The organism is Streptomyces sp. NPDC006283 (assembly GCF_040613325.1).
Taxonomy (GTDB): domain Bacteria; phylum Actinomycetota; class Actinomycetes; order Streptomycetales; family Streptomycetaceae; genus Streptomyces.
On sequence record NZ_JBEXRZ010000070.1, the window covers coordinates 1 to 23132 of the forward strand.

Below are 23132 nucleotides of genomic sequence, written 5' to 3' on the forward strand. Positions count from 1 at the left end.
CCCGGTACCGCACTCCGTGCGGTGTCTCGGTCTCCCCCTGTGGCCTGGCGGCCGTGGGAGGTTCCCCCAGACGTGGCTGGGTTGCCGCGACGCGGTGATCCGGCTTCCGCCAGGTAGCTCCAGTCGGCCGGAGCCGCAGGCCGGGGAGCCCTGAGGGCGGAGCAGGTCCCAGGAAGCTCCGGCCAGGGGCTTCGGGACCGGGCCCCGGGGGCGTCAGATCACCGTGCCGCGGTCATCGGCTCCCTCAGGTCAGCTCCAGTCGGCCGGAGCCGCAGGCCGGGGGCCCCTGGGTGCGGAGGACGCCCCAGGCGGGGGCTTCGGGGCCGGGCCCCGGCCGGTCGGATCACCGCGGCGCGGTCCGGGGCGCCGGGCGTGTTGTCGTCATGGGGCATCCGGCCGGGGGCTTCGGGGCGTCAGACCACCGCGCCCCGGCCCGGGTCGTCCGGCAGGTCGTCGTCATGGGACATCCGGGCCACCAGCGTGGCGAAGCCGCCGAGGAAGCCGCCCACGCACAGGGTCGTCAGCCACCACGTCATGTCCCAGCTCAGCAGCACCGCCACCAGCATCAGCACCGGGCCGCCGATCACCGCCAGCCAGGCGAACTTGGCCGTCACGTCCGCCTCCGGCAGGGGCGGTGGCTCCGGCGGGACGAAGTGACCCTCGTCGCTCTCGTCGAGGTCGTCGTCGCTCGCCTCGGCGACCTGGTAGTCGCGGGGGCCGCCGACGCCCGGCGCGAAGGTGATCGAGCTGCCCAGCGCGGGCTTGTCCTCGTCGGGCTTCTCCGCCGACGGCTCCGGGGACTCGTTCACGTCGCTCTCGAGCAGGGCCAGATCGTCCACCGACTTGAACGGCTTCGCTCCCGGCGGGTCGGCCGGCTCCTCGCCGTACCCGGCGACGATGGCCGCCCAGGCGGCCTCCTCGTCGATCGGCTGCGGCTCACGGTCCGCGTCGTGCTGCTCAGCCACCGGTCGTGCTCCCTCCCAAGGCTTCCGTCGCGGAGGACCCCTTGGTCCCCGCACTCGGAGCGAGCCGGCCGATGAACGCGTAACTCTCCTCGAAGATCCGCTCCGCATCGTGGTCCAACGTCGCCACGTGGTAGCTCTGTTCCAGCAGGATCTCCGTGACGTCCGTGGAGGACACCCGGCTGAGGATCCTGGCCGAGTCCGCGGCCGGCACCACATGGTCCTCGGGGCTGTGCAGCAGCAGCATCGGCTGCGTGACCTGCGGCAGTTCGCCGTCGACCATCCGGAAGAACTGCCGCACCGAGTGCGCGGCGTGCAACGGCACCCGGTCGTACCCGATCTCCTCGACGCCCTCCTTGGCGATGTCGCTGGTCAGCCCCTTCGTGGACGGCACCAGGTGGCGTACGGCGGGCAGCAGGGCCGCCATCGCACCGTGCACCTTGTTGGCCGGGTTGACGACGACGACGCCCCGGACCGCGTCCCCGTGCTTGGCGGCGAGCCGCAGCGTCAACGCGCCGCCCATGGAGAGGCCGAAGACGAACACCTGCCGGCACCGCTCGAGCAGCGTGCGCAGCTCCCTGTCCACCTCCGCGTACCAGTCCTGCCAGCCGGTGACCTGCATGTCCTGCCAGCGGGTGCCGTGGCCCGGCAGCAGCGGCAGGGACACCGTCAGTCCCCGCTCCGCCAGGTACTCGGCCCAGGGCCGCAGCGACTGCGGGGATCCGGTGAAACCGTGGCAGAGGAGGACGCCGACCTCGCCGCCGTCATGGCGGTAGGGCTCGGCTCCAGGAATGACCGGCACCGGGGTCTCCTGTTCGTGAGGTGTGAGACGTACGTGGTGTACGGCAAGGGCGAAGGGTGTGCTTCACGGTACGCGACCGCACCGACACCGACCAGGGCCGTTCGCGCACCCGCGGCACGTATGTGAGAGGCCGCGCACGGCCCCCTCGCGCGGGAAGCGGGGGCCTACCTCGGGTTAAGGTCTGTTCGACAGCAACAGGAGGCATTCGAGTTGATCTACGGCGCCATGAAGTTCTCCATCGGAGGCTCGCTGAAGCTTGCCTTCAGGCCTTGGGTGGAGGGGCTGGAGAACATTCCCGCCGAGGGTCCCGCGATCCTCGCCAGCAACCATCTGTCGTTCTCGGACTCCTTCTTCCTCCCCGCGGTGCTCGACCGCAAGGTCACCTTCATCGCCAAGGCGGAGTACTTCACCTCGCCCGGTGTGAAGGGCAGGCTGACGGCCGCGTTCTTCAAGGGCGTCGGCCAGCTTCCCGTGGACCGCTCGGGGGCGCGCGGCGCGGGTGAGGCGGCGATCAAGGCCGGTATCGACGTGATCGAGTCCGGTGGTCTGTTCGGCATCTACCCGGAGGGCACCCGCTCCCCGGACGGCCGTCTCTATCGCGGCAAGCCCGGCGGTCTCGCCCGTGTGGCGCTGGCCACCGGCGCGCCCGTGATCCCCGTCGCGATGATCGACACCGAGAAGATCCAGCCGCCCGGCAAGGTGATCCCCAAGCTGATGCGCCCCGGCATCCGGATCGGCAAGCCGCTCGATTTCAGCCGCTACCGCGGCATGGACGGCGACCGCTTCATCCTGCGGTCGGTGACCGACGAGGTCATGTACGAGATCATGAAGCTGTCCGGCCAGGAGTACGTCGACATCTACGCGACGGCCGCGAAGCGCCAGATCGCCGACGCCGAGAAGGCCGAGAAGGCCGCCAGGGCAGAGGCCGAGAAGGCCGAGAAGGCGCAGGCCCAGAAGGCCGACAAGGAGAAGAAGGCGCAGCGGCCGGCCGCCTAGCCGGGTCGCACCGCGGGGGTGGGGGGAAATGGCCAAGCGCGAGCGAGTCGTGCGTATGTCGGTCGAGCAGCCGCTGTGGCGTGCGCTGACCGCCTATCGCGTGCTGACCATGGTCTACGCGGTACTGCTCTACGTCTTCACCCGGCAGAACTTCGAGCGCCCGCTGGTGGCGGTCGGCTTCCTCGCGGTGCTCGTCGTCTGGACGTTCGCCACGCTCCCCAAGGTCGCGAACGCGGCACGCTGCACCCGGGGGTTCCTGGGCGCGGACCTCGCCGTCGCTCTCACCGGCATCCTGCTGACCCCCCTCGCCGACGCGCACGCCCAGACCCAGGACGGGCCCACCCTGCCCTCCATCTGGACGGCGGGTTCGGTGCTCGCCTTCGCCATCAAGGGCGGCTGGCGCTGGGCCGGTTTCGCCTCCTCCTTCGTCGCCGTCGCCAACATCATCGAACGGGGCGAACCCAGCCGGGACACGTTCCACAACGTCCTGCTGGTGTGGGTGGCGTCCATCGCCATCGGCTACGTCGTCGAGGTGGCCCGCGCCTCCGAGCGGACCCTGGCGCGCGCCCTGGAGATCGAGGCAGCCACCCGCGAGCGGGAGCGCCTCGCGCGCGACATCCACGACAGCGTCCTGCAGGTGCTGGCCATGGTGCAGCGGCGGGGCACCGCGCTGGGTGGCGAGGCCGCCGAGCTGGGCCGTATGGCGGGCGAGCAGGAGGTCGCGCTGCGCAGCCTGGTCGCCGGCGGTCTGGTGCCCGCCTCACGGGTGTCGGAGGACGAGTCGCAGGGGGCGGTCGTACGGGTCGTGGAGGTGCCGGACGACGACGAACCGGCGCCGCCGTGCGATCTGCGCACGCTGCTGTCCCCGCATGCGGGGGCGCGCGTGACGCTGTCGGAGCCGGGCGCCCCGGTGCTGCTGGAGGCTAGTGCGGCGCGCGAGCTGGCGGCGGCCGTCGGTGCCGCCCTGGACAATGTGCGCAGGCATGCGGGCGAGAACGCCCAGGCCTGGATCCTGGTCGAGGACTGGCCGGACGAGGTGACGGTGACCGTCAGGGACGACGGGCCGGGCATCGAGGAGGGCAGGCTCGCACAGGCCGAGGGGGAGGGGCGGCTCGGAGTCGCCCAGTCCATCCGCGGCCGGCTGCGGGACCTCGGCGGGACGGCCGAGCTGATCTCGGTTCCGGGCCAGGGCACGGAAGTAGAGCTGAAGATTCCGCGGGGGAAGGCAGGAAAATGACGGACCAGCAGACGATCAAGGTGATGGTGGTCGACGACCACCCGATGTGGCGGGACGCGGTCGCCCGCGACCTGACCGAGGCCGGGTTCGACGTCGTCGCGACGGCGGGCGACGGCGCGCAGGCCGTGCGCCGGGCCAAGGCGGTGGCGCCCGATGTGCTGGTGCTGGACCTCAATCTGCCCGAGAAGCCGGGCGTGCAGGTGTGCAAGGAGCTGGTGGCGGCCCTGCCCGGCCTGCGGGTCCTGGTGCTCTCCGCGAGCGGCGAGCACGCGGACGTCCTGGAAGCGGTGAAGTCGGGCGCCACCGGCTATCTGCTGAAGTCGGCCGGCGCCGACGAGCTGACGGACGCGGTACGCCGCACGGCCGCGGGCGATCCCGTCTTCACACCGGGTCTCGCGGGCCTGGTCCTCGGCGAGTACCGTCGCCTCGCCTCCGAGCCCGCCCCGGCGGCCGGTGCGGACGAGCCCAAGGCACCGCAGCTCACCGAGCGGGAGACCGAGGTTCTGAGGCTGGTCGCCAAGGGCCTGTCGTACAAGCAGATCGCCGAGCGGCTGGTCATCTCGCACCGCACGGTCCAGAACCACGTGCAGAACACGCTCGGCAAGCTCCAGTTGCACAACCGCGTCGAGCTCGTTCGGTACGCCATCGAGCGCGGCCTCGACGACGCCTGACCCCGGGGCCACCGCACCGCTTTACCCGTACGAGTGAATGGCCGTCGCACAACGGCCGCGAACAGCGCAGGAATTGACCATTCGGCCCATCCCTGAGTGACCTGCGTCACCATTAGCGTGACGGTCATAGGCTCACCAGGCGAAGGGAAGTTTTCCATGCGCGTCGGAGTACTGACCGGGGGCGGCGACTGCCCCGGCCTCAACGCGGTCATCCGCGGCCTCGTCCGCAAGGGTGTGCAGGAGTACGGCTGCGAGTTCATCGGCTACCGCGACGGCTGGCGCGGACCGCTCGAGGGCGACACCGTCCCGCTCGACATTCCGGCCGTCCGCGGGATCCTGCCCCGCGGCGGCACCATTCTCGGCTCCTCCCGCACCAACCCGCTGAAGGAAGCGGACGGTATCCGCCGGATCAAGGAGAACCTCGCCAAGCAGGAGGTCGACGCCCTGGTCGCCATCGGCGGCGAGGACACCCTCGGCGTCGCGGCCCGGCTGTACGACGAGTACGGCGTCCACTGCGTCGGCGTCCCGAAGACCATCGACAACGACCTGTCCGCCACCGACTACACCTTCGGGTTCGACACGGCCGTCGGTATCGCCACCGAGGCCATCGACCGGCTGCACACCACCGCCGAATCCCATATGCGGGTTCTGGTCGTCGAGGTGATGGGCCGTCATGCCGGCTGGATCGCCCTCCACTCGGGCCTGGCCGGCGGCGCCAACGTCATCCTCATCCCCGAGCAGCGCTTCGACGTCGACCAGGTCTGCGCCTGGGTCACCTCACGTTTCAAGGCCAGTTACGCCCCGATCGTGGTGGTCGCGGAGGGCGCGATGCCCAAGGACGGGGAGGCGGTGCTCAAGGACGCCACGCTCGACTCGTTCGGCCATGTCCGGCTCTCCGGTGTGGGCGAGTGGCTGGCCAAGGAGATCGAGAGGCGCACGGGCAAGGAGGCGCGCACCACGGTGCTCGGCCATGTGCAGCGCGGCGGTACACCGAGCGCCTTCGACCGATGGCTGGCCACCCGTTTCGGGCTGCACGCCATCGACGCCGTGCAGGAGGGCGACTTCGGGAAGATGGTCGCGCTGAAGGGCACCGACATCGTGCGGGTGCCGATCGCCGACGCGACCACGAAGCTCAAGACGGTCGACCCGAAGCTCTACGAGGAGGTCGGCGTCTTCTTCGGCTGACGGGACGGGGTGTGGGCCGTATATTCGCGATATCCGGCCCACAGCTCATATACCGGGAGAAAAAGTGGAAATCCTCGCCTTCGGTGTGCAGGCCGACGAGAAACCACTGATCGAGAAGGCATTCGCGGGGGTCCACGACGTCCGGTGTCTCGATGTGTTCCTCACCGAGGACACGGCGGCCATCGCCGCCGGGCACGAGGTGATCTCCACCAGCGTGAACGCCCAGCTGAACGCTGAGGTGCTGCGGACCCTGGCCGCCGGCGGCACGGCGATGATCGCCCAGCGCTCCACCGGCTTCAACAACATCGACCTGGAGGTGGCAGAGCACCTCGGTCTGACCATCGCCCGGGTGTCCACCTACTCGCCGTACTCCGTCGCCGAGTTCGCCTGGACGCTGGCCATGGCCGTCAACCGGCGCATCGTCCGCGCCTCGAACCGGACGCGTGACTTCGACTTCCGGCTCGACGGACTGATGGGCCGTGACATGCGCGGCCGCACCGTCGGCGTGCTCGGCACCGGCAAGATCGGCGGGGCGTTCACCCGGATCGCGCACGGGTTCGGCATGCAACTGCTCGGCTGGGACCTCGCCCCCGACCCCGGGTGCGTCGAACTCGGCATGAAGTACGTCGACAAGGACGAACTGCTCGCCGCCGCCGACCTGATCAGCCTGCACGTGCCACTGCTGCCCGCCACCCACCATCTGATCGGCGCCGACGAGCTGCGGGCGATGAAGGACGACGCGATCCTGGTGAACTCCAGCCGCGGCGGACTCATCGACAGCGACGCTCTCGTCGCCGAGCTGCGCAAGGGCCGGTTCGCCGGGGTGGGACTCGATGTGTACGAGGCGGAGGCCGGGCTGTTCTACATCGACAAGTCGATGGAGGCCGTCGACGACGACACCCTGGCCCGGCTGATGACGTTCCCCAATGTGCTGGTCACCTCGCACCAGGCCTACTACACGGCGGACGCCGTCGCGCAGATCGTGGACACGACGGCGCGCAACGTCGAGGACTATGTGGCGGGCCGGCGCAGCGAGAACGTGCTCGTCCCCGCCGAGCCGGCCCCCTGACGGCCCCGCTATCCGACCAGCACGCCCGCGAGCAGCGTCGCCGTCAGCTGCGCCCCGTTCCTGGTGAGCACCGACTCGGGGTGGAACTGCACGCCGGCGAAGCCGCTGCCCCGAAGCGCGTGCACGTCGCCCGTCATCTCGTCCCGGCTGAGCTCGATCCGGTGCATGGCGAGCTCCGCTGCCGTGGCTTCGTCGCACCGGGCCGTGAAGCTGTTGTAGAAGCCCACCGTCTCGGGGCGGCCGAAGAAGTCGATCCGCTCCTGCGCCCCCTGGTACGGCTCGTCCTTGCGGACGATGTCCAGACCCAGCTCCGCCGCGAGCAGCTCGTGGCCCAGGCAGACGCCCAGCAGGCCGTGGCGGTGCCCCTTCAGCAGATCGGCGGCGAGAGACCGCAGGAAGTGCATCTTCGGGTCCGCCGCGTCGGCCGGATCGCCCGGGCCCGGACCCAGCACCACCGGCCCCCGATGGGCGAGCACCCGCTCCCGCAGACCCGGCTCGTCGTATCTGCGCACCGTCACGGCGAGGCCGGTCGAGCGCAGCAGATGCGCCAGCATCGCGGTGAACGTGTCCTCGCCGTCGACGACCAGGGCGTGCCCGGACAGCTGCCCGGGGTCCTTGTCGGCTCGAGCGGGGGACGCCACGTCCTGCATCCGCAGCCAGAAAGGCGCGAGATCGGCGCGGCGTGCGTCGAGCGCGGCACGCACCCGCGGGTCGTCGGCGAGCCGCGGGTGCTCCAAGGGCGTGTCCGGCCGGCCCGGGCGCACCCCAAGAGCTGCCAGCACGCCCGCCGCCTTGGCGTGTGTCTCCGCGACCTCGCCGGCCGGGTCGGAGTGCCGTACCAGCGTCGCCCCGACCGGCACGCGCAACGTGCCGTCCGCGCCGATGTCGGCAGTGCGGATCAGGATCGGCGAGTCCAGCGTCTGCGCGCCGCCCGCGTCCTGCCCGATCAGGGCCAGCGCCCCCGCGTAGTAGCCGCGGCCGCCCACCTCGTGGCGCTCGATGACGCGGCAGGCGTTCTGCACGGGCGATCCCGTGACCGTCGCCGCGAACATGGTCTCCTTCAGCACCTCGCGCACATCGAGCGAGGAGCGGCCCCGCAACTCGTACTCGGTGTGTGCAAGATGAGCCATTTCCTTCAGCCGGGGCCCGACGACGACACCGCCCATGTCGCCGACGGTGCACATCATCTTCAGTTCCTCGTCGACGACCATGGAGAGCTCCTCGCGCTCCTTGCGGTCGTCGAGGAAGCCGAGCAGCGCCTCGGCGGTGGGCCCTTCCGGGGGATAGCGGAACGTCCCGCTGATCGGATTCATCACGACCGTCCCGCCGCTCATGCGGACGTGCACTTCGGGGCTCGCGCCGACCAGTGTGCGGTCCCCGGTGTGCACGACGAAGGTCCAGTAGGCGCCGCGTTCCGCGGTCAGCAGTCGCCGGAACAGCGCGAGTGCGTCGGCGCGGGCGAAGCCGGGGATCCGGCCGGTGAAGGTGCGGCGGACGACGAAGTTTGCCCCCTCGCCCCTGCCGATCTCGTCCTCGACGACCCTGCGGACAATCCGGGCGTACTCGTCGTCGTCGACGTCGAACTGTCCGTTCTCCACCCGCACGTCGTGGCGAGGGAGGGCGGAAAGCACGTCCGAGAGGGGGAGTTCATGGCACTCGTCGGCGAGGAGCACGGACAAAGGGGTGCCGTCGTCGGTGACGTCGAAACCGCGCTCCGCGATCTGGCGGAAGGGGACGAGGGCGAGCGAGGGCCGCTCGCTGCCCACCGGGATGTCGGCGAGACGCGCCACATCCCGCACCTCGCCGGTCAGCACCTCCACGGTGTCGTGGTCGTGGCCGGGCGTACGGCGGCGCAGCAGGGCGAACGGCGGGCAGTCGTCGTCGAGGAGTCGGCTGATGAGGCTGTCGGTCATGCGGGGTGTTCCTTCCGAGTGGGAGGAACGGCCGCTTCGTCCGGAAAACCGCTTCGTCCGGGAAACATTGAAGGCCGCCCCTCGGGCGGCCTTCGCGATTCGGTGTCGCGCGCGTCAGTCAGTGGGCCGCCGGGTCTGCGGTCCACCACCAGCTCTGGGTCGAGTGCGCGAACATGACGCCGACCCTAACGCATCCGCCCGCGGTCCCGCGGCGCGTCCCACGATGAGGACGGACCGCGGCGGCCGCGGGCGGAGTGTGCGCGGAGCGCCGGATCAGATCAGCAGGTTGTAGATCTGCCAGCCGGAACCGACGGTGGTGCGGGACTTGAACGGTACTGCCGCGTTGCCGGTGCCCTGGTAGAGGTAGAGCGTTCCGGCGCTGTCGCGGGCCACCATATCGGGGATGTTGTCTCGGTTGGCGTCACCGACGCCTTCCAGGACGCCGAACTTGCCCCAGCCCGTCCCGACCAGGGAGCGGGAGGCGAACGGCGCGGCCGGGTCGCCGGTGCCCCGGTACAGGTACAGGTCATTGTTCCAGCGGGCCACCAGGTCCCGCTTGCCGTCACCGGTCAGGTCCCCGATGGCCTCCAGCTTGTCGAACTTGCCCCAGCCCGTGCCGACCAGGGAGCGGGAGGCGAACGGCGCGGCCGGGTCGCCGGTGCCCCGGTAGAGGTACAGGTCGTTGTCCCAGCGGGCCAGCATGTCGGAGATGCCGTCGCCGGTGAGGTCACCGGTGCCCTCCAGGAGGTTGAACTTCCGCCACCCGGTACCGGTCTTCAGCCGGCCCAGGAACGGCTGGTCCGCGTTGCCGCTCGCCCGGTAGTAGTACAGCGTGTCGTCCCAGCGGGCGACCATGTCGCCGCTCGCGTCCGCACGCAGGGTGTCCAGATTGGTGATCTTGTCGTAGACCTGCCAGCCGGCTCCGACGCGGTACCGCTTGAAGTACGGCGTGGACGCGCTGCCCGTGCCCTGGTACTGGTACAGCGAGCCGCCGGAGTCACGGGCGAGCATGTTGGCGCGGTCGGCGCCGGCGTCGGGAGCGGCGCCCGGTACCTGCTCCACCTCGGCCGCCTTCACCCACGCCTGGCGGTGGTTGTAGTGGATCGGGATGTAGACGTCGTTGCCGATGACGTTCCGCTGGGCGGAGCCGAACCAGTCGTCGCCCTTGACGGCGGGACCGGACTGGGCGTACTCGCCGGTGAGCGGGTACTTCGTCAGGTAGTTCGGGTCGTCCGTCGGAGCCTCGAGGCCGGCGGCCTGGTAGGCGGCGGTCTCGGGGTAGGCCCGGCCGTAGACCTTGACCGTCGTACCGGCCTTGGCCCGCACTCGCGTCGGGGAGTCGGTCACCGGCACGGTGTACTGGCCGCCCGGGTTGTGGAACCAGCCCTTCTTGCCCGCGAACCAGATGGCAGTCCAGTCGCTCCGGGACTCGGCGACCACGTAGGTGCTGCCGGCGCGGACCTTGTTGGCCCAGTTCGAGCCCTGGGACCAGAGCGCGGAGAAGTACGGGTCGGTCAGCGTGGACGCGCTCGTGGACGGCGACGTGTACAGGTAACCGAAGTTGGCGGGCTGGGCGGGGGCCGTCTTGTTGGTCCCCGAGTCGCTGTCGTAGTAGGTCAGCTCGGGCTGGTTCGCCGAGGTGAACGGCGGCACCACACGCACGACCTGGCCTGCCTTGACAGGGCCTCCCGCACCACCGGCACCCGTGGCGGCGCCCAGCAGGGACATGAAGCGGTTCCAGTCCCAGAACGGGCCCGGGTCCCAGTGCGTCTTGCTGATGTAGCTGTCCAGCTGCACCGGAAGCTCGTCGTGACCGATGATGTGTTCGCGGTCCAGCGGGATGCCGTACTTGGCGGCGAGGAACTTCACCAGCGCCGCGGTGGACTCGTACTGCGGCTCGGTGTACCAGCCGCCTCCGCCCTTCATGGCGTAGCCCTCGTGCTCCACGCCGATGGAGTGCATGTTGATGGTCCAGTTGCCGCCGTGCCACGCCAGGTTCTTGTTCTCGACCATCTGGGTGACGAGGCCGTCAGAGGCACGGACCAGATAGTGGGCGCTGGCTTTCACGTCGGGGTTGGTGAGGGTGGCGAGCGACCCCTCGTAACTGCCCTCGGTGTCGTGGATGACGATCTGCCGGATGTCGACACCCTGCTGGGGCCGGTCGGCGAGAGTGTAGTTCCGCACGCCGGTGCTGGACGTCCTGGACGGGACGAAGTTGCAGTTCAGACCGGACGGGCACTCGGGGGTCGGAACGGCAGTCGTGCTCACGGTCGTCGCCAGCGGCAGCTTCGACGGCTTGACCGGCTTCACCGTCGGGTCGGCCGGCAGCGTGACGTGCTCGCCGTCGGTGGTGACCGCGCGCTCGCCCGTCCTGATCGATTCGAAGACGCGCTTCGCGAACAGGTCGGCGCCCTTCTTGTCGGGCGACTGGCTGTAGCGCGCCACCGCGGCGTACCAATTGTCGGCGTCGTCGGTCAGGTCGCCCGTGGCCTGCTTCTGGTACTCGGCGAGGAGTGCGGCACCCGCGCGGATGCTCTCACCGGCGTCCGTCTTCACGGACTCCTCGGAGGCGTCGATCAGCGCGGCCGCCGCGTCCAGGGTGTGCAGCCGCGGGTCGTCGGTGTCGACGGTCTCCTTCGGCAGGCTGCGCAGCACCTTGGCGGCGTCGAAGGTCTCTTCGATCTCCGGCTTGCCGCTCTCGTTCAGATGGGCCAGCCGCTCTTTGGTGTCCGGCTGCTCGATGTCCTCGGCGTCGACCTGGGTCAGTCCCATGACGTTGTACGCGCCGGTGACACTCGGCTCGCCGTTGTGCGACTCCCACCGCGTCTGCCGGTACGAGACCGCCATCAGCACGCTCTGCGGTACGTCGAACTCCTGCGCCGCCTCCGCGAACTGCGACTGGAGCGACTGGCTGCGGGCGGCCTTGTCGTCGCCGAGCCCGACGAGATCGGGCGACGCCACCGCGACGGTCCCGATTGTGGCGGTGGCGACGACAGCCGCCGCCACACCGTAGAAGAGCCGTCTCTTCTTTCGATCCCTGCGATGCCCCTGGCTCACGCCCACCCCTGGCCTTGTTTTGTTTTTATTGTTTCGAAAGTGGCCGCAGGGTAGCACCGCCCGATCGGGTCAATCCCCTCCATGGACATTTCGGGCAGCCGTCTCAGTCACTGGGCACTGGGCTGGACAGATACCCGGACCCCGTAATGTGGTGGTTGTGACCGTGAACGCTAAGACCACCGCTACCGGTGGCAACACCTGGCGAAACCTGCCCGCGGCGCAGCAGCCCGAGTACCCCGATGCCGAGGCTCTGCGCGATGTGATCGCGGACCTCGAGTCGTATCCGCCGCTCGTCTTCGCGGGCGAGTGCGACCAGCTGCGCGCCCGGATGGGAGCCGTCGCCAGGGGCGAGGCGTTCCTGCTCCAGGGCGGCGACTGCGCCGAGGCCTTCGACGCCGTGTCCGCCGACCACATCAGGGCCAAGCTCAAGACACTGCTGCAGATGAGCGCCGTGCTCACGTACGCCGCGTCCGTGCCGGTCGTGAAGGTCGGCAGGATCGCGGGCCAGTACTCCAAGCCGCGCTCCAAGTCGACCGAGACCCGCGACGGCGTGACGCTGCCCACTTACCGCGGCGACTCCGTCAACGGCTTCGACTTCACCGAGGCGGCCCGTGTCCCGGACCCCGAGCGCCTGAAGCGGATGTACAACGCCTCCGCGTCGACGCTCAACCTGGTGCGCGCCTTCACCACCGGTGGCTACGCGGACCTGCGCCAGGTGCACGCCTGGAACCAGGACTTCGTGAAGTCCTCCCCGTCGGGGCAGCGCTACGAGCAGCTCGCCCGTGAGATCGACAACGCCCTGAACTTCATGAAGGCCTGTGGCACCGACCCGGCCGAGTTCAAGGCGGTCGAGTTCTACGCCTCCCACGAGGCGCTGCTGCTCGACTACGAGTCGGCCCTGACCCGCGTCGACTCCCGTACCGGCGATCTGTACGACGTCTCGGGCCACATGGTCTGGATCGGTGAGCGCACCCGCCAGCTCGACGGCGCGCACATCGAGTTCGCCTCGAAGATCCGCAACCCGATCGGCATCAAGCTCGGCCCCACGACGACGGTGGACGAGGCGCTGACCTACATCGACCGTCTCGACCCCGAGCGCGAGCCCGGCCGGCTGACCTTCATCGTCCGCATGGGCGCCGACAAGGTCCGCGACAAGCTCCCCGAGCTGGTGGAGAAGGTCACCGCTTCCGGTGCGACCGTGGCCTGGGTGACGGACCCGATGCACGGCAACACCTTCGAGGCGGCCTCCGGCCACAAGACCCGCCGCTTCGACGACGTGCTCGACGAGGTCAAGGGCTTCTTCGAGGTCCACAAGGCCCTCGGCACCCACCCGGGCGGTATCCATGTCGAGCTCACCGGTGACGACGTCACCGAGTGTGTGGGCGGCGGCGACGAGATCTTCGTCGACGATCTGCATCAGCGCTACGAGACGGCCTGCGACCCGCGGCTGAACCGCAGCCAGTCCCTGGATCTGGCGTTCCTGGTCGCCGAGATGTACCGCGACCAGTAGTGAGGAACCGATGACAGAGGGGCGTGGATCCGTGTGATCCACGCCCCACTGGCATATTCGGGGCTTTTACCCGCCCCGGGCGCCGGGTAAGGTTAGGTTAGCCTCACCGATCATCGGGACGGCGCCACACCAATCGATCCCGCCGGGAGGTGAACCCGCGTGTACGTCTGCTCATGCTTCGGCATTACGGAGAAGCAGGTCAAGGAGCACGCGGAAGCCGGCGCCTGCACCCCGCGGCAGATAGCGTCCGTCTCCAAGGCGGGCACGGACTGCGGTTCCTGCGTGCGGCGGATTCAGGGGATTCTCGGCCGCGGCGCATGCCCCCGCCGTGAGCTGCTGGAGCAGGGGCAGAGTGCAGCCGTGCTGGCCGCCGGGGACGATCGGCCCGCGCTCGACGAAGCCGCCTGACCATCGGCCGCCCTTCCACCTGAACGCAGGGCCGCGCGGCTGAGACCCGGCCGCTTCGGCGGCTAGCTTTCCGGCTGCTCGATCACCTGGGCGATGTACAGCGCCTCACCGAGCTTTTCGACCAGCTCCAGCTGGGTGTCGAGGTAGTCGATGTGGTGCTCCTCGTCCGCGAGGATCGACTCGAAGATGTTCGCCGACGTGATGTCGCCCTTGGCGCGCATGACCTCGATACCGCGTTTGAGGCGGTCGATCGCCTCCACCTCGACCTGTCGGTCGGCCTGGAACATCTCCGTGACCGTCTGCCCGATGCGTACATGGAACAGCCGCTGGTAGTTCGGGAGGCCGTCGAGGAAGAGGATCCGGTCGGTCAGCACCTCCGCGTGCTTCATCTCGTCGAACGACTCGGCACGGGTGTACTTGGCGAGCTTCGTCCAGCCGAAGTTCTCCTGCATCTTCGCGTGCAGGAAGTACTGGTTGATCGCGGTCAGCTCGGCAGTCAGCTGCTCATTGAGGAACTCGATGACCTCGGGGTCGCCCTGCATCGCAGAGGCTCCTTCCGCGCGTATGACTGGCAGGTTCGCGCATCCTCGCACCGCGGCCGTGGGGCGTCCAGTAAGTGCATGCTTAGTAGGAGTTGCCCGAATCGGGCCAGACCTGGTCATGACCACCCCTCTTGGTCTGTCACCATTGAAGGCATGGGTCAGCCGGAGAGCCGGGATTACCGCGCACAAGAGGAGTCCGAGCTTCCGCCGGGGCAGCGACTGCAGCGAGGCTGGCCGGTCACCCACTACGGGCCCGTTCCCAAGTTCAAGCCGGACCGCTGGGAGTTCAGGGTCTTCGGCGCCACCGCCGACGGCGACAAGCGCTGCTGGAACCACGAGGAATTCTCGGCGCTGCCGTTCTCGACCGTGGTCGGGGACCTGCACTGCGTGACGAAGTTCAGCATGCTGGGGGCCGAATGGGGTGGTGTCCCCGCCCGTACGATCGTGGAACTCGCGCCGCCGGCTCCCGCCGTCACCCACGTCATGGTCTGGGCCGAGTACGGCTTCAGCGCCAATCTGCGTCTCGCGGACTTCGTCGCGGAGCGCACGATCTTCGCCACCCACAAGGACGGCGAACTGCTGACGGCCGAGCACGGATTTCCGCTGCGCCTTGTCGTGCCGCATCTGTACGCCTGGAAAGGGCCCAAGTGGGTCCGGGGTGTGGAGTACATGACGGCCGACCGCCGCGGCTTCTGGGAGGAGCGGGGCTATCACAACCTCGGCGACCCCTGGCGGGAGCAGCGCTACTCCTACCAGGAGGAGCCGGGGGACGGCCCGGAGCTCTGAGCCCTGTGAAGGCCTGACCCCTCCGGGGGCCTGAGCCCGGACCGCCCGGTGGTCTCAGTGGTGGTACTGGTGGACCACCGCGTGGCCCTTGCCGCGGCCGATCATCCACTTGTTCACGGGTGTGGTTACCAGGAATGCCACGAGGAACGCGAACGCGAGCGCGCCCCAGAACAGCCCGTCCGCGAGATGGGCGTCCATAGCGCCCGGCACCAGGAGGAGTACGCCGTTGTCGACGATCTCCATGACCGTGATGGAGAGGGTGTCGGCGGCGAGTGCGACGCCGATCGCGGCCTTCAGGCCCAGTCCGGCCCGTACGACCGCCCAGAGGGTCAGCGAGTAGCCGAAGAGGAACGCCAACGCGATGGCGAGGGCCATGGTGGGCGCGTTCCCCCAGCCCAGCGCCGTACCGATGATCATGCCGAGCACTTCGCCGATGGCGCAGCCGGTGAGGCAGTGCAAGGTGGCCTTGGCCGCCATGCCCCAGCTGACCCTGCCTCCGCCGGCGCTGCCGTGTGCGTGGCCGTGGTGCACGTGGTCTGTGTGGTCCGCGTGTGTGTCGTGCTGCATGGCGATGCCCCCAACGTCAGGTAGCGGTTCCTGCCCACTGGTAGGAACCATATACCCCCCGGGGGTATTCCGGGAGAGCTCAGCGAAGTTTCTTCAGCCGCGCCACATCCGCCGCGTGCCCCTCCTTGCCGCCGGGTGTCTCGATGATCAGCGGTACTCCCTCGGTGGCGGGATGCGACATGAGCGCACGGAAGGGTTCCTCGCCGATGTGGCCTGAGCCAATGTTCTCGTGACGGTCCTTGTGTGCCCCGACAACATCCTTCGAGTCATTCGCGTGGATCAGCTTCAGCCTCCCCTCGCCAACCGTCCCCACCAGCAGATCCAGCGTCTGCGCCATCCCGTCCGGGCCGGTCAGATCGTGTCCGGCCGCGAAGATGTGGCAGGTGTCGAGGCACACGCCCAGCTTGGGATGGGCGTCCAGGGCCTCGAAGTACGGGCCGAAGTCCCACGTCCGGGAGCAGAGCGAGAAGCCCTGCCCCGCCGTCGACTCCAGCAGCAGGAACGGGTCGTCCTCGTGCGTCAGCTCGTCCAGCAGGGGCAGCATCCGCTCGCGGACCTGAGCGAGCGCCACCTCGCGGGTGCGGCCGCCCGTCGCGGAACCGGTGTGCACGACCACGCCCTGCGCCCCGATCTCCCGCGCTCTGCGCAGCGAGTGCCGCAGGGACAGCACCGACTGCTCGACGGTGGCCTCGGTGTGGGAGCCGAAGTTGATCAGATACGGCGCGTGGACCCACGCGGTGACGCCCTCGTCGGCGCACTCGGCCCGGAACTTCTCGTCCTGGGCCGGATTGCCCTTGGGAGTCGCCCATCCGCGCGGATTGGCCACGAAGACCTGGACGGTCTCCGCCTCCAGTTCGCGTGCGTAGACGAGGCCGGTCGTGGCGAGACCGCCGGCCACGGGGACGTGGCCGCCGACGGGGTTGCGCATCAGAACTACAGTCCCTTGAGCTTGATGGTGATGGTGCTGCCCTCGGGAGCCTGGCCGCCGCCCTCGGGGGACTGGCTTTCGACCTTGTCGCCGAGGAAGGGGAAGTTCTTCTCGACCTTCACCTCGAAACCGGCCGTCTCCAGCTCGGCGGTGGCCTCGTCCACAGTGTCGCCGACGACATCGGGGACCTCGACCATCCGCGGGCCCTTGGAGACCGTGAGCGTGATCGTGTCGCCGCGGGCGAGCTGTGTGCCCTCCGCCGCCGACTGCCGTGCGACCGCCCCCGCCTCCTCGGCCGAGTGGATCCGCTCCTCGGCGACCTTGACCTTCAGGCCCGCCTCCTCCAGCCCGGCGGTGGCGTCCTCGACGGACTCACCCGTCACATCGGGCACGTCGATCGGTGCGCCCTTGCTGACCACGAGCGACACGGCGGTGTCGGGGCTGCGGCTGCTGTCCGCGGCCGGGTCGGTGCTGATCACCGAGCCCTGCGCGACGCTCTCGTCGAACTCCCGGGTCACCACGCCCGGCGCCAGTCCGGCTCTGCGCAGCTCACGCTCCGCCTTGGCGAGCGGCTTGCCCACCACATCCGGCACCTTCACGATCTTCGGCCCGCGGGAGACGGTGATCGTCACCGAGCCGTTGCCCCGGATGCGCTCGTTCGTGCCCGGGTCGCTCCTGATGACCGTGCCCCGTGCGACGGTCTCGCTGAAGTCGTGGCGGACCGCCTTCACGTCCAGACCCGCCTTGTCGAGGGTCTGGCGTGCCTCCTTCTCGCTCTTGCCGATCAGGGCGGGCACACGGGTGAACTGGCCCGAGTTGATGTACCAGACGCCGGTACCGATGCCGAGAACGGCGACCACCGCGATCAGCAGGGCGAGCACGCCTCGACGGGGCGGCCAGGCGGTCCGCGACCCTGTCGGCGCGGCCACGGCCGGCTCCGGGCGCGGCATGGCCAGCCGGGCCGTGTGGTGGATCCCGGGCTCCTCGCGGGGGAGTGCCCGGGGGATCACGTCCGTGCGGTCGTCGTCGGCGGGGGCGGAACCGTCGGGAGCCCGGTCCTCGGTGCGGGCCTGCGGCGGCACGGCGTCCAGCTGCTCGGCGCTCAGCGCCGACCGTGCCTCGCGCGCCTGTGCCAGCAGCGCCACCGCGTCGTACGGACGGACCTCGGGATTCCGGGCGGTCGCGCTCGCGACGAGCTCGTCCAGCTCGACGGCGAGGGCGGGAAAGAGCGCGGAGGGCGCCGGGATGTCCGCGCTCAGATGCTGGAACAGCACCTGGGCGGGGGTGTCCCCGGCATGCGGCTTCGAGCCGGTCAGCATCTCGTACAGCACCACCCCGCACGCGTACACATCGGCACGGGTGTCGGCGGTTCCGTACTCGATCTGCTCCGGGGCGAGGTACGAGACGGTACCGAGGACGGTGCCCGACGTGTTCGTGACGGAACCGACAGCGCGCACGAGACCGAAGTCGGCGACCTTGACCCGGCCGTCGTCCCCTATCAGCACGTTCTCCGGCTTCATGTCCCGGTGGACGAACCCGGCCCGGTGCGCGGCGCCGAGGGCGGCCAGCACGGGCTCCAGGATGTCCAGCGCCGCACGCGGCTGAAGCGCGCCGCGCTCGCGCAGCACGTCACGGAGGGTGCAGCCCTCGACGTACTCCATCGCCAGATAGACGTACGCGCCCTCGGCGCCCTGGTCGAAGACCCCCACCACATTGGGGTGGGCCAGGCGCGCCACGGACTTCGCCTCGCGGATGAAGCGCTCCACGAACGAGGCGTCCGTGGCGAGGTCCGGATGCATCACCTTGAGGGCAAGGACCCGGTCGAGACGGGTGTCGACGGCCCGGTAGACCGTGGCCATGCCGCCGACGGCGATGCGCGCATCGACGCGGTAGCGGCCGTCGAGCAGCTGCCCGACGAGAGGGTCCTGGAGGGTCGTATCCACGCGCCGATTCTACGAGCCGGGACGGACAGGGCCGACGGGCCGGGCAGAGCCGGGCCACGACTGCAGCCGAGCTGTGACGCGCGGACGTCCCCCAGGCCCCCATGCCGCAGGAGGGTGGCCCGCAAGGCCACCCCCTCGGCCCCCTCAGAACGCCGGCCGCTCGGGATCCAGTGCCGCGACACCCTCGACCGGCGACGACGCCTGTGCGAAGTGCCGCCGCGGAATCCGTCCCGCACAAAACGCCAGCCGCCCGGCCTCCACGCCCCGCCGCATCGCTTCCGCCATCAGCTCCGGCTCCTGCGCCCGCGTCACCGCCGACGCCAGCATCACAGCCGCGCACCCCAGCTCCATCGCCAGCGCCGCGTCCGACGCCGTGCCGGCGCCCGCGTCCAGAATCACCGGCACGCCCGCCTGCTCGACGATCAACTGGAAGTTGTGGGGGTTGCGGATGCCGAGCCCGGAGCCGATCGGTGAGCCCAGCGGCATGATCGCGGCGCAGCCCACGTCCTCCAGCTTGTGCGCCAGCACCGGGTCGTCGTTCGTGTACGGCAGGACGGTGAAGCCGTCGTCGACGAGTGTTTCCGCCGCGTCCAGCAGCTCGACGCCGTCCGGCAGCAGCGTCCGCTCGTCCGCGACGACCTCGAGCTTGATCCAGTCGGTGCCCAGCGCCTCCCGTGCGAGACGCGCGGTGAGGACCGCCTCACCGGCGGTGAAACACCCGGCGGTGTTCGGCAGGACCCGGATGCCGAGCTTGTCCAGCACGGACAGGACGGAACCCTGAACGGTCGGATCGAGGCGCCGCATCGCGACGGTCGTCAGTTCCGTGCCGCTCGCGACGAGCGAGCGTTCGAGGACGTCGAGGCTGGGCGCCCCGCCGGTGCCCATGATCAGACGGGAGTCGAACGTGGTCTCCCCGATGGTGAAACGGTCGTCGGCCACGACGGATCAGCCTCCCTGCACTGCGGTGAGAACTTCGACACGGTCGCCGTCGCCGAGCGGGGTGCCGGCCCACCGGCTGCGCGGGACGACGGTCTCGTTGAGCGCCGCGGCGACTCCGGAGGGCGCCGCGGTGAGCGCGGCGACGACGGCGTCCAGGGTGGTGCTGTCGGCGAACTCTCGGACTTCGCCGTTGACAAAGACGTTCATGCGGGCTGCTCCTGGAGGACGGAAGAGAAGCGGCGGGGGGAGAAGGGCCGTGCCACCTCGGGCAGTTCGCCGCTCACCAGCGCGCCCGCCAGTGCGTCGCCGGTGACAGGTGTCAGCAGCACCCCGTTGCGGTAGTGCCCGGTGGCCAGCAGCAGGCCGGGCAGCTCGGTGAAGCCCAGCAGGGGCGCGTTGTCGGGGGAGCCGGGCCGCAGTCCGGCCTGCGTCTCGACGAGAGGCAGCTCCGTGATGCCGGGCACGAGCTCGTGCGCGTCGCGCAGCAGTTCGTACACCCCGCCCGCGGTGACCGTCGTGTCCCAGCCGAGCTCTTCGCTGGTCGCGCCGACCACCAGCTCGCCGTCCTTGCGTGGCACCAAATACACATGGCTGCCGCGCACCACCGCCCGTACGGTGCGCGAGAGGAACGGCGCGTAGGGGCGTGGCACGGTCAGCCGCAGAACCTGGCCCTTCACCGGCCGTACGGGCGGAAGTACGTCCGCCGGTACGCCCTCCAGCCGTCCGCTCATGCTTCCCCCGGCCAACACGACCTGCCCCGCGGCGAGTTCGCCGCCGTCGGCGAGTACGGCTCCGGCCGCCCGGTCGGCGGCCACCACCAGCCGCTCCACCCAGGTGCGGCGGAAGTCCACACCGGCCCGCTCGCAGGCGACGACGAGCGCGGCGGTCAGCCGGCGCGGGTCGACCTGGTGGTCGCCGTCCACCCGCAGCCCGCCGCGTACGCCGGGTGCCAGCATCGGCTCGAGGCGGCGGCACTCACGGCCCGTGAGCCACTCGGACTCGAGTCCCGAGCGGTGCTGCAGGGCGTGCAGTTCGCGCAGATGCGCGCGGTCGTCGGCGTCGAGGGCGACGGCGAGCGTGCCGCAGGAGCGGTACCCGACCTGCCGGCCGCTCGCTTCCTCGAGTTCCGCGACGAAGGCCGGGTAGCGGCGGGCGGACTCGAGGTTGAGCCCGAGCAGGGTCTGCTCGCCGTAGTGGAGTTCGGTGACGGCGGCCAGCATCCCGGCCGCGACCTGAGCGGCCCCGCCGCCCGGTTCGGGGTCCGCGACGGTCACGCTCAGCCCGCGCTGCGCTGCGCGCCAGGCCGTGACCAGACCGATGATCCCGCCCCCTATGACAAGGACGTCAGGGGTGCGTCGAGTACGAGACATGGGCGTCCAGCCCCTCCCTTCGCCGGCATGACCCGGATCAGGTTCGTACGGTCGGAGGCCGCCAGCCTCCCTCTCAGCCCGGTGCGTCCGGGCTCCCGCGAGTGCCTTACGGTGGCCACCCTAACCTCCCGCCCCGACACGCAGTAAGGGAGCCGCAGCAGTGGCCAGGACGCTCGACGGACTCGTTCTCTCACCGGTCGCCGACCAGGCTCCGGGCCAGGTCGGCACCCGGACCCGGTTCACGTACCACGAGGAGCGGGGCCGGATCTGGGCCGAGTACGAGGGCGGTGACGTGGTCCGCGGACACCTCGTGGGCACCCGGGAGGGCGACCGTCTCGACTTCCGTTATGTGCAGTTGAAGACGGACGGCGCCACCTCCTCGGGGCACTGCGTCTCCACGGTCGTGGACCTTCCGGACGGCCGTGTGCGCCTGGAGGAGACCTGGGAGTGGGAGTCCCAGGAGGGCAGCGGGACGAGCGTGGTGGAGGAGCTGCCTTCCTGACTCTCTGTCAGGTACGTAAGGTGTGCGGGTGGACGAACGGCAGCAGCAGACAGCGCCGCGGCGGCGCGTGGTGATCGTCGGCGCGGGCATGGCGGGAGTGCAGACCGCGGTCGCGCTCCGGGAGCAGGGCTTCACCGGCCCGGTCACCGTGATCGGCGCCGAGCCGCACCAGCCGTACGACCGGCCGCCGCTGTCCAAGGCGATCCTGCTCGGCAAGGCGGAGGACTCGGCCTTCGACATCGACTTCGAGGCCCTCGGCGTCGAGCTGCGCCTGGGCGTCGAGGTCACCGGCGTGCGCACTTGCGCGCACGAGGTGGACACCGCGGCCGGCCCCGTCCCGTACGACGTCCTGGTCCTCGCCACCGGCGCGGAGCCCGTCACGCTGCCCGGTACCCGGGGCGTACCGGGCGTCCATCTGCTGCGCACCCTCGACGACGCCGCCCGGCTGCGGCCCCTGCTCACCGAGCAGCACGACATCGTCGTGGTCGGCGCGGGCTGGATCGGCGCGGAGTTCGCGACCGCGGCCCGTCAGGCCGGCTGCGCCGTCACCGTCGTCGAGGCCGCCGACCGCCCGCTCGCCGGCACCATGCCCGCGGAGGTCGCCGCCCCGATGGCCGCCTGGTACGGGCAGTACGGGGCGGAACTCGTCACCGGCGCCCGTGTGGCCACCGTCGAGCCGGGCGCCGTGGTCCTGGCCGGGGGCCGCAGGATTCCCGCCGGCGCCGTCGTCGTCGGTATCGGGGCACGGCCCGCCACGGGCCTGCTCGAGGGCTCCGGCATCGAGCTCGGCCCGGACGGTTCGGTCGTCGCGGACCGCCACCTGCGTGCCTCCGCGCCCGATGTGTACGCCGTCGGAGACTGCGCCTCCTACCCGTCCGGCCGCTACGGCGAGCGGCTGCTGGTGCATCACTGGGACAACGCGCTCCAGGGACCGCGCACCGTCGCGGCGAACATCGTCACGCACGCGGCCGGGGAGCCCGGCCCGGCCGCCGAGGTGTACGACCCGGTGCCGTACTTCTGGTCGGAGCAGTTCGGCCGGTTCGTCCAGTACGCGGGCCACCACGCCGCCGCCGACGACCTGCTGTGGCGGGGCCGGCCCCACGAGGACACCTGGTCGGTGCTGTGGCTGCGCGGAGAGGTGCTGGTGGCGCTGCTCGCCGTCGGCAGGGCCCGTGACCTGGCCCAGGGCCGCAGGCTGATCCTGGCGGGGGCGGCGCTGGATCGGGAGCGGGCCGCCGACCCGTCCGTCCCTCTGAAGGCGGCGGCACGGTAGGTCCCGGCTACCGACTGTCGGTCCCGGATGGCAGGCTTGTCCTGTGACCGAGATTGACGCAAAGATCGATGCTCTCGTCCCCGCCTGGCTCTACCTGCCCGACATCGCGGAAATGCTCGATGTCGAGGTGACGCGTGTGCGCCAGCTGGTCAAGGAGGGCCAGCTGATCGCCGTGCGCCGCGGTGAGAACCGTGCGCTGCAGGTGCCTGCCGCCTTCATCGACGGCAGCAAGGTGGTCAAGGGTCTCGCAGGGACCCTGACGCTCCTGCGGGACGACGGCTTCAACGACGAAGAGATGCTGGAGTGGCTCTTCACTCCGGACCCGACCCTGCCGGGCACCCCTGCCCAGGCGCTCGGGGAGAATCGCGGCACGGAGGTGAAGCGCCGGGCCCAGGCGCTCGCCGTCTGACGCCACGGAAAACACCACTACCGGCCGGGTGCACAGGCCGGGCCGTCCGGCCCGGGCACCCGG

At 70.3% G+C, this 23132-nt stretch carries 23 protein-coding genes and 1 riboswitch; of the genes, 11 read left to right on the forward strand and 12 right to left on the reverse strand.

Annotation, left to right across the window (positions count from 1 at the left end):
- Positions 1–413 precede the first annotated feature (413 nt).
- Positions 414–965 (reverse strand): hypothetical protein, encoded by a 552-nt coding sequence (locus ABZ070_RS16880; protein WP_356634436.1) that lies wholly within the window; start codon positions 963–965, stop codon positions 414–416.
- Complete coding sequence (locus ABZ070_RS16885; protein WP_356634438.1) at positions 958–1764, reverse strand: alpha/beta fold hydrolase; 807 nt, start codon at positions 1762–1764, stop codon at positions 958–960. The genes ABZ070_RS16880 and ABZ070_RS16885 overlap by 8 nt, the downstream gene beginning before the upstream one ends.
- Before the next feature lie 210 nt (positions 1765–1974).
- On the opposite strand from ABZ070_RS16885, the gene ABZ070_RS16890 reads away from it, so the two are divergent.
- The 5 genes from ABZ070_RS16890 to ABZ070_RS16910 all read left to right on the forward strand — a co-directional run bounded on the left by ABZ070_RS16890 (position 1975) and on the right by ABZ070_RS16910 (position 6922).
- Positions 1975–2760 carry a lysophospholipid acyltransferase family protein gene (locus ABZ070_RS16890; protein ID WP_356634440.1) on the forward strand — a complete coding sequence of 262 codons (786 nt, stop codon included), beginning with the start codon at positions 1975–1977 and terminating at the stop codon, positions 2758–2760.
- A gap of 28 nt (positions 2761–2788) precedes the next feature.
- Complete coding sequence (locus ABZ070_RS16895) at positions 2789–3997, forward strand: DUF5931 domain-containing protein (RefSeq protein WP_356634442.1); 1209 nt, start codon at positions 2789–2791, stop codon at positions 3995–3997.
- Complete coding sequence (locus ABZ070_RS16900) at positions 3994–4668, forward strand: response regulator transcription factor (RefSeq protein ID WP_356634444.1); 675 nt, start codon at positions 3994–3996, stop codon at positions 4666–4668. Before ABZ070_RS16895 ends, ABZ070_RS16900 begins: the two co-directional genes overlap by 4 nt.
- Positions 4669–4824: 156 nt before the next feature.
- A complete protein-coding gene (locus ABZ070_RS16905) occupies positions 4825–5853 on the forward strand; it encodes a 6-phosphofructokinase (protein WP_356634446.1) in 1029 nt (342 codons plus the stop codon).
- A 64-nt stretch (positions 5854–5917) separates the two neighbouring features.
- Positions 5918–6922: a 2-hydroxyacid dehydrogenase gene (locus tag ABZ070_RS16910; protein ID WP_356634448.1), complete on the forward strand. Its 1005-nt coding sequence runs from the start codon at positions 5918–5920 to the stop codon at positions 6920–6922.
- Between the two features lie 8 nt (positions 6923–6930).
- On the opposite strand, the gene ABZ070_RS16915 is transcribed toward ABZ070_RS16910, so the two are convergent.
- The 3 genes from ABZ070_RS16915 to ABZ070_RS16925 all read right to left on the reverse strand — a co-directional run bounded on the left by ABZ070_RS16915 (position 6931) and on the right by ABZ070_RS16925 (position 11892).
- A complete protein-coding gene (locus ABZ070_RS16915) occupies positions 6931–8835 on the reverse strand; it encodes an anthranilate synthase family protein (RefSeq protein ID WP_356634450.1) in 1905 nt (634 codons plus the stop codon).
- A gap of 118 nt (positions 8836–8953) precedes the next feature.
- Entirely contained in the window at positions 8954–9010 is a 57-nt protein-coding gene (locus tag ABZ070_RS16920) for a trp operon leader peptide (RefSeq protein ID WP_356634498.1), read from the reverse strand.
- A 98-nt stretch (positions 9011–9108) separates the two neighbouring features.
- Complete coding sequence (locus ABZ070_RS16925) at positions 9109–11892, reverse strand: N-acetylmuramoyl-L-alanine amidase (protein WP_356634452.1); 2784 nt, start codon at positions 11890–11892, stop codon at positions 9109–9111.
- A 163-nt stretch (positions 11893–12055) separates the two neighbouring features.
- On the opposite strand from ABZ070_RS16925, the gene ABZ070_RS16930 reads away from it, so the two are divergent.
- A complete protein-coding gene (locus ABZ070_RS16930; protein WP_356634500.1) occupies positions 12056–13402 on the forward strand; it encodes a class II 3-deoxy-7-phosphoheptulonate synthase in 1347 nt (448 codons plus the stop codon).
- A 159-nt stretch (positions 13403–13561) separates the two neighbouring features.
- Positions 13562–13810, forward strand: a complete 249-nt coding sequence (locus ABZ070_RS16935) for a (2Fe-2S)-binding protein (protein ID WP_356634454.1) — start codon at positions 13562–13564, stop codon at positions 13808–13810.
- 62 nt (positions 13811–13872) lie between these two features.
- On the opposite strand, the gene bfr is transcribed toward ABZ070_RS16935, so the two are convergent.
- Positions 13873–14352, reverse strand: coding sequence for a bacterioferritin (gene bfr / locus ABZ070_RS16940; RefSeq protein WP_356634456.1), 480 nt, complete (start codon positions 14350–14352; stop codon positions 13873–13875).
- A 153-nt stretch (positions 14353–14505) separates the two neighbouring features.
- Here bfr and ABZ070_RS16945 point away from each other — a divergent pair, with 153 nt between their 5' ends.
- Positions 14506–15138, forward strand: a complete 633-nt coding sequence (locus tag ABZ070_RS16945) for a sulfite oxidase-like oxidoreductase (protein ID WP_356634458.1) — start codon at positions 14506–14508, stop codon at positions 15136–15138.
- A gap of 54 nt (positions 15139–15192) precedes the next feature.
- On the opposite strand, the gene ABZ070_RS16950 is transcribed toward ABZ070_RS16945, so the two are convergent.
- The 6 genes from ABZ070_RS16950 to thiO all read right to left on the reverse strand — a co-directional run bounded on the left by ABZ070_RS16950 (position 15193) and on the right by thiO (position 20885).
- A complete protein-coding gene (locus ABZ070_RS16950; RefSeq protein WP_356634460.1) occupies positions 15193–15705 on the reverse strand; it encodes a DUF4396 domain-containing protein in 513 nt (170 codons plus the stop codon).
- 79 nt (positions 15706–15784) lie between these two features.
- Positions 15785–16633: a deoxyribonuclease IV gene (locus ABZ070_RS16955; protein WP_356634462.1), complete on the reverse strand. Its 849-nt coding sequence runs from the start codon at positions 16631–16633 to the stop codon at positions 15785–15787.
- Positions 16634–16638: 5 nt separating this feature from the next.
- A complete protein-coding gene (pknB, locus tag ABZ070_RS16960) occupies positions 16639–18576 on the reverse strand; it encodes a Stk1 family PASTA domain-containing Ser/Thr kinase (protein ID WP_356634464.1) in 1938 nt (645 codons plus the stop codon).
- A 144-nt stretch (positions 18577–18720) separates the two neighbouring features.
- A complete protein-coding gene (locus ABZ070_RS16965; protein ID WP_356634466.1) occupies positions 18721–19515 on the reverse strand; it encodes a thiazole synthase in 795 nt (264 codons plus the stop codon).
- Positions 19516–19521: 6 nt separating this feature from the next.
- Positions 19522–19722: a sulfur carrier protein ThiS gene (thiS, locus tag ABZ070_RS16970; RefSeq protein WP_356634468.1), complete on the reverse strand. Its 201-nt coding sequence runs from the start codon at positions 19720–19722 to the stop codon at positions 19522–19524.
- Positions 19719–20885, reverse strand: coding sequence for a glycine oxidase ThiO (gene thiO / locus ABZ070_RS16975; protein WP_356634470.1), 1167 nt, complete (start codon positions 20883–20885; stop codon positions 19719–19721). The genes thiS and thiO overlap by 4 nt, the downstream gene beginning before the upstream one ends.
- Positions 20883–20994, reverse strand: a riboswitch (TPP riboswitch). (Overlaps the previous gene by 3 nt.)
- 51 nt (positions 20995–21045) lie before the next feature.
- Here thiO and ABZ070_RS16980 point away from each other — a divergent pair.
- The 3 genes from ABZ070_RS16980 (at position 21046) to ABZ070_RS16990 (ending at position 23069) form a co-directional block, all read left to right on the forward strand.
- Positions 21046–21387: a hypothetical protein gene (locus ABZ070_RS16980; RefSeq protein ID WP_356634472.1), complete on the forward strand. Its 342-nt coding sequence runs from the start codon at positions 21046–21048 to the stop codon at positions 21385–21387.
- Positions 21388–21475: 88 nt separating this feature from the next.
- Positions 21476–22660: an FAD-dependent oxidoreductase gene (locus tag ABZ070_RS16985; protein WP_356634502.1), complete on the forward strand. Its 1185-nt coding sequence runs from the start codon at positions 21476–21478 to the stop codon at positions 22658–22660.
- A gap of 43 nt (positions 22661–22703) precedes the next feature.
- Positions 22704–23069 carry an Rv2175c family DNA-binding protein gene (locus ABZ070_RS16990; RefSeq protein WP_356634474.1) on the forward strand — a complete coding sequence of 122 codons (366 nt, stop codon included), beginning with the start codon at positions 22704–22706 and terminating at the stop codon, positions 23067–23069.
- Positions 23070–23132: the final 63 nt, after the last annotated feature.

Coding starts and splice junctions, on each gene's coding strand:
- ABZ070_RS16895 (WP_356634442.1), top strand. CDS start 2,789: ATGGCCAAGCGCGAGCGAGTCGTGCGTATGTCGGTCGAGCAGCCGCTG.
- ABZ070_RS16900 (WP_356634444.1), top strand. CDS start 3,994: ATGACGGACCAGCAGACGATCAAGGTGATGGTGGTCGACGACCACCCG.
- ABZ070_RS16905 (WP_356634446.1), top strand. CDS start 4,825: ATGCGCGTCGGAGTACTGACCGGGGGCGGCGACTGCCCCGGCCTCAAC.
- ABZ070_RS16915 (WP_356634450.1), bottom strand. CDS start 8,835: ATGACCGACAGCCTCATCAGCCGACTCCTCGACGACGACTGCCCGCCG.
- bfr (WP_356634456.1), bottom strand. CDS start 14,352: ATGCAGGGCGACCCCGAGGTCATCGAGTTCCTCAATGAGCAGCTGACT.
- ABZ070_RS16945 (WP_356634458.1), top strand. CDS start 14,506: ATGGGTCAGCCGGAGAGCCGGGATTACCGCGCACAAGAGGAGTCCGAG.
- ABZ070_RS16950 (WP_356634460.1), bottom strand. CDS start 15,705: ATGCAGCACGACACACACGCGGACCACACAGACCACGTGCACCACGGC.
- ABZ070_RS16955 (WP_356634462.1), bottom strand. CDS start 16,633: ATGCGCAACCCCGTCGGCGGCCACGTCCCCGTGGCCGGCGGTCTCGCC.
- thiS (WP_356634468.1), bottom strand. CDS start 19,722: ATGAACGTCTTTGTCAACGGCGAAGTCCGAGAGTTCGCCGACAGCACC.
- thiO (WP_356634470.1), bottom strand. CDS start 20,885: ATGTCTCGTACTCGACGCACCCCTGACGTCCTTGTCATAGGGGGCGGG.
- ABZ070_RS16985 (WP_356634502.1), top strand. CDS start 21,476: ATGGCGGGAGTGCAGACCGCGGTCGCGCTCCGGGAGCAGGGCTTCACC.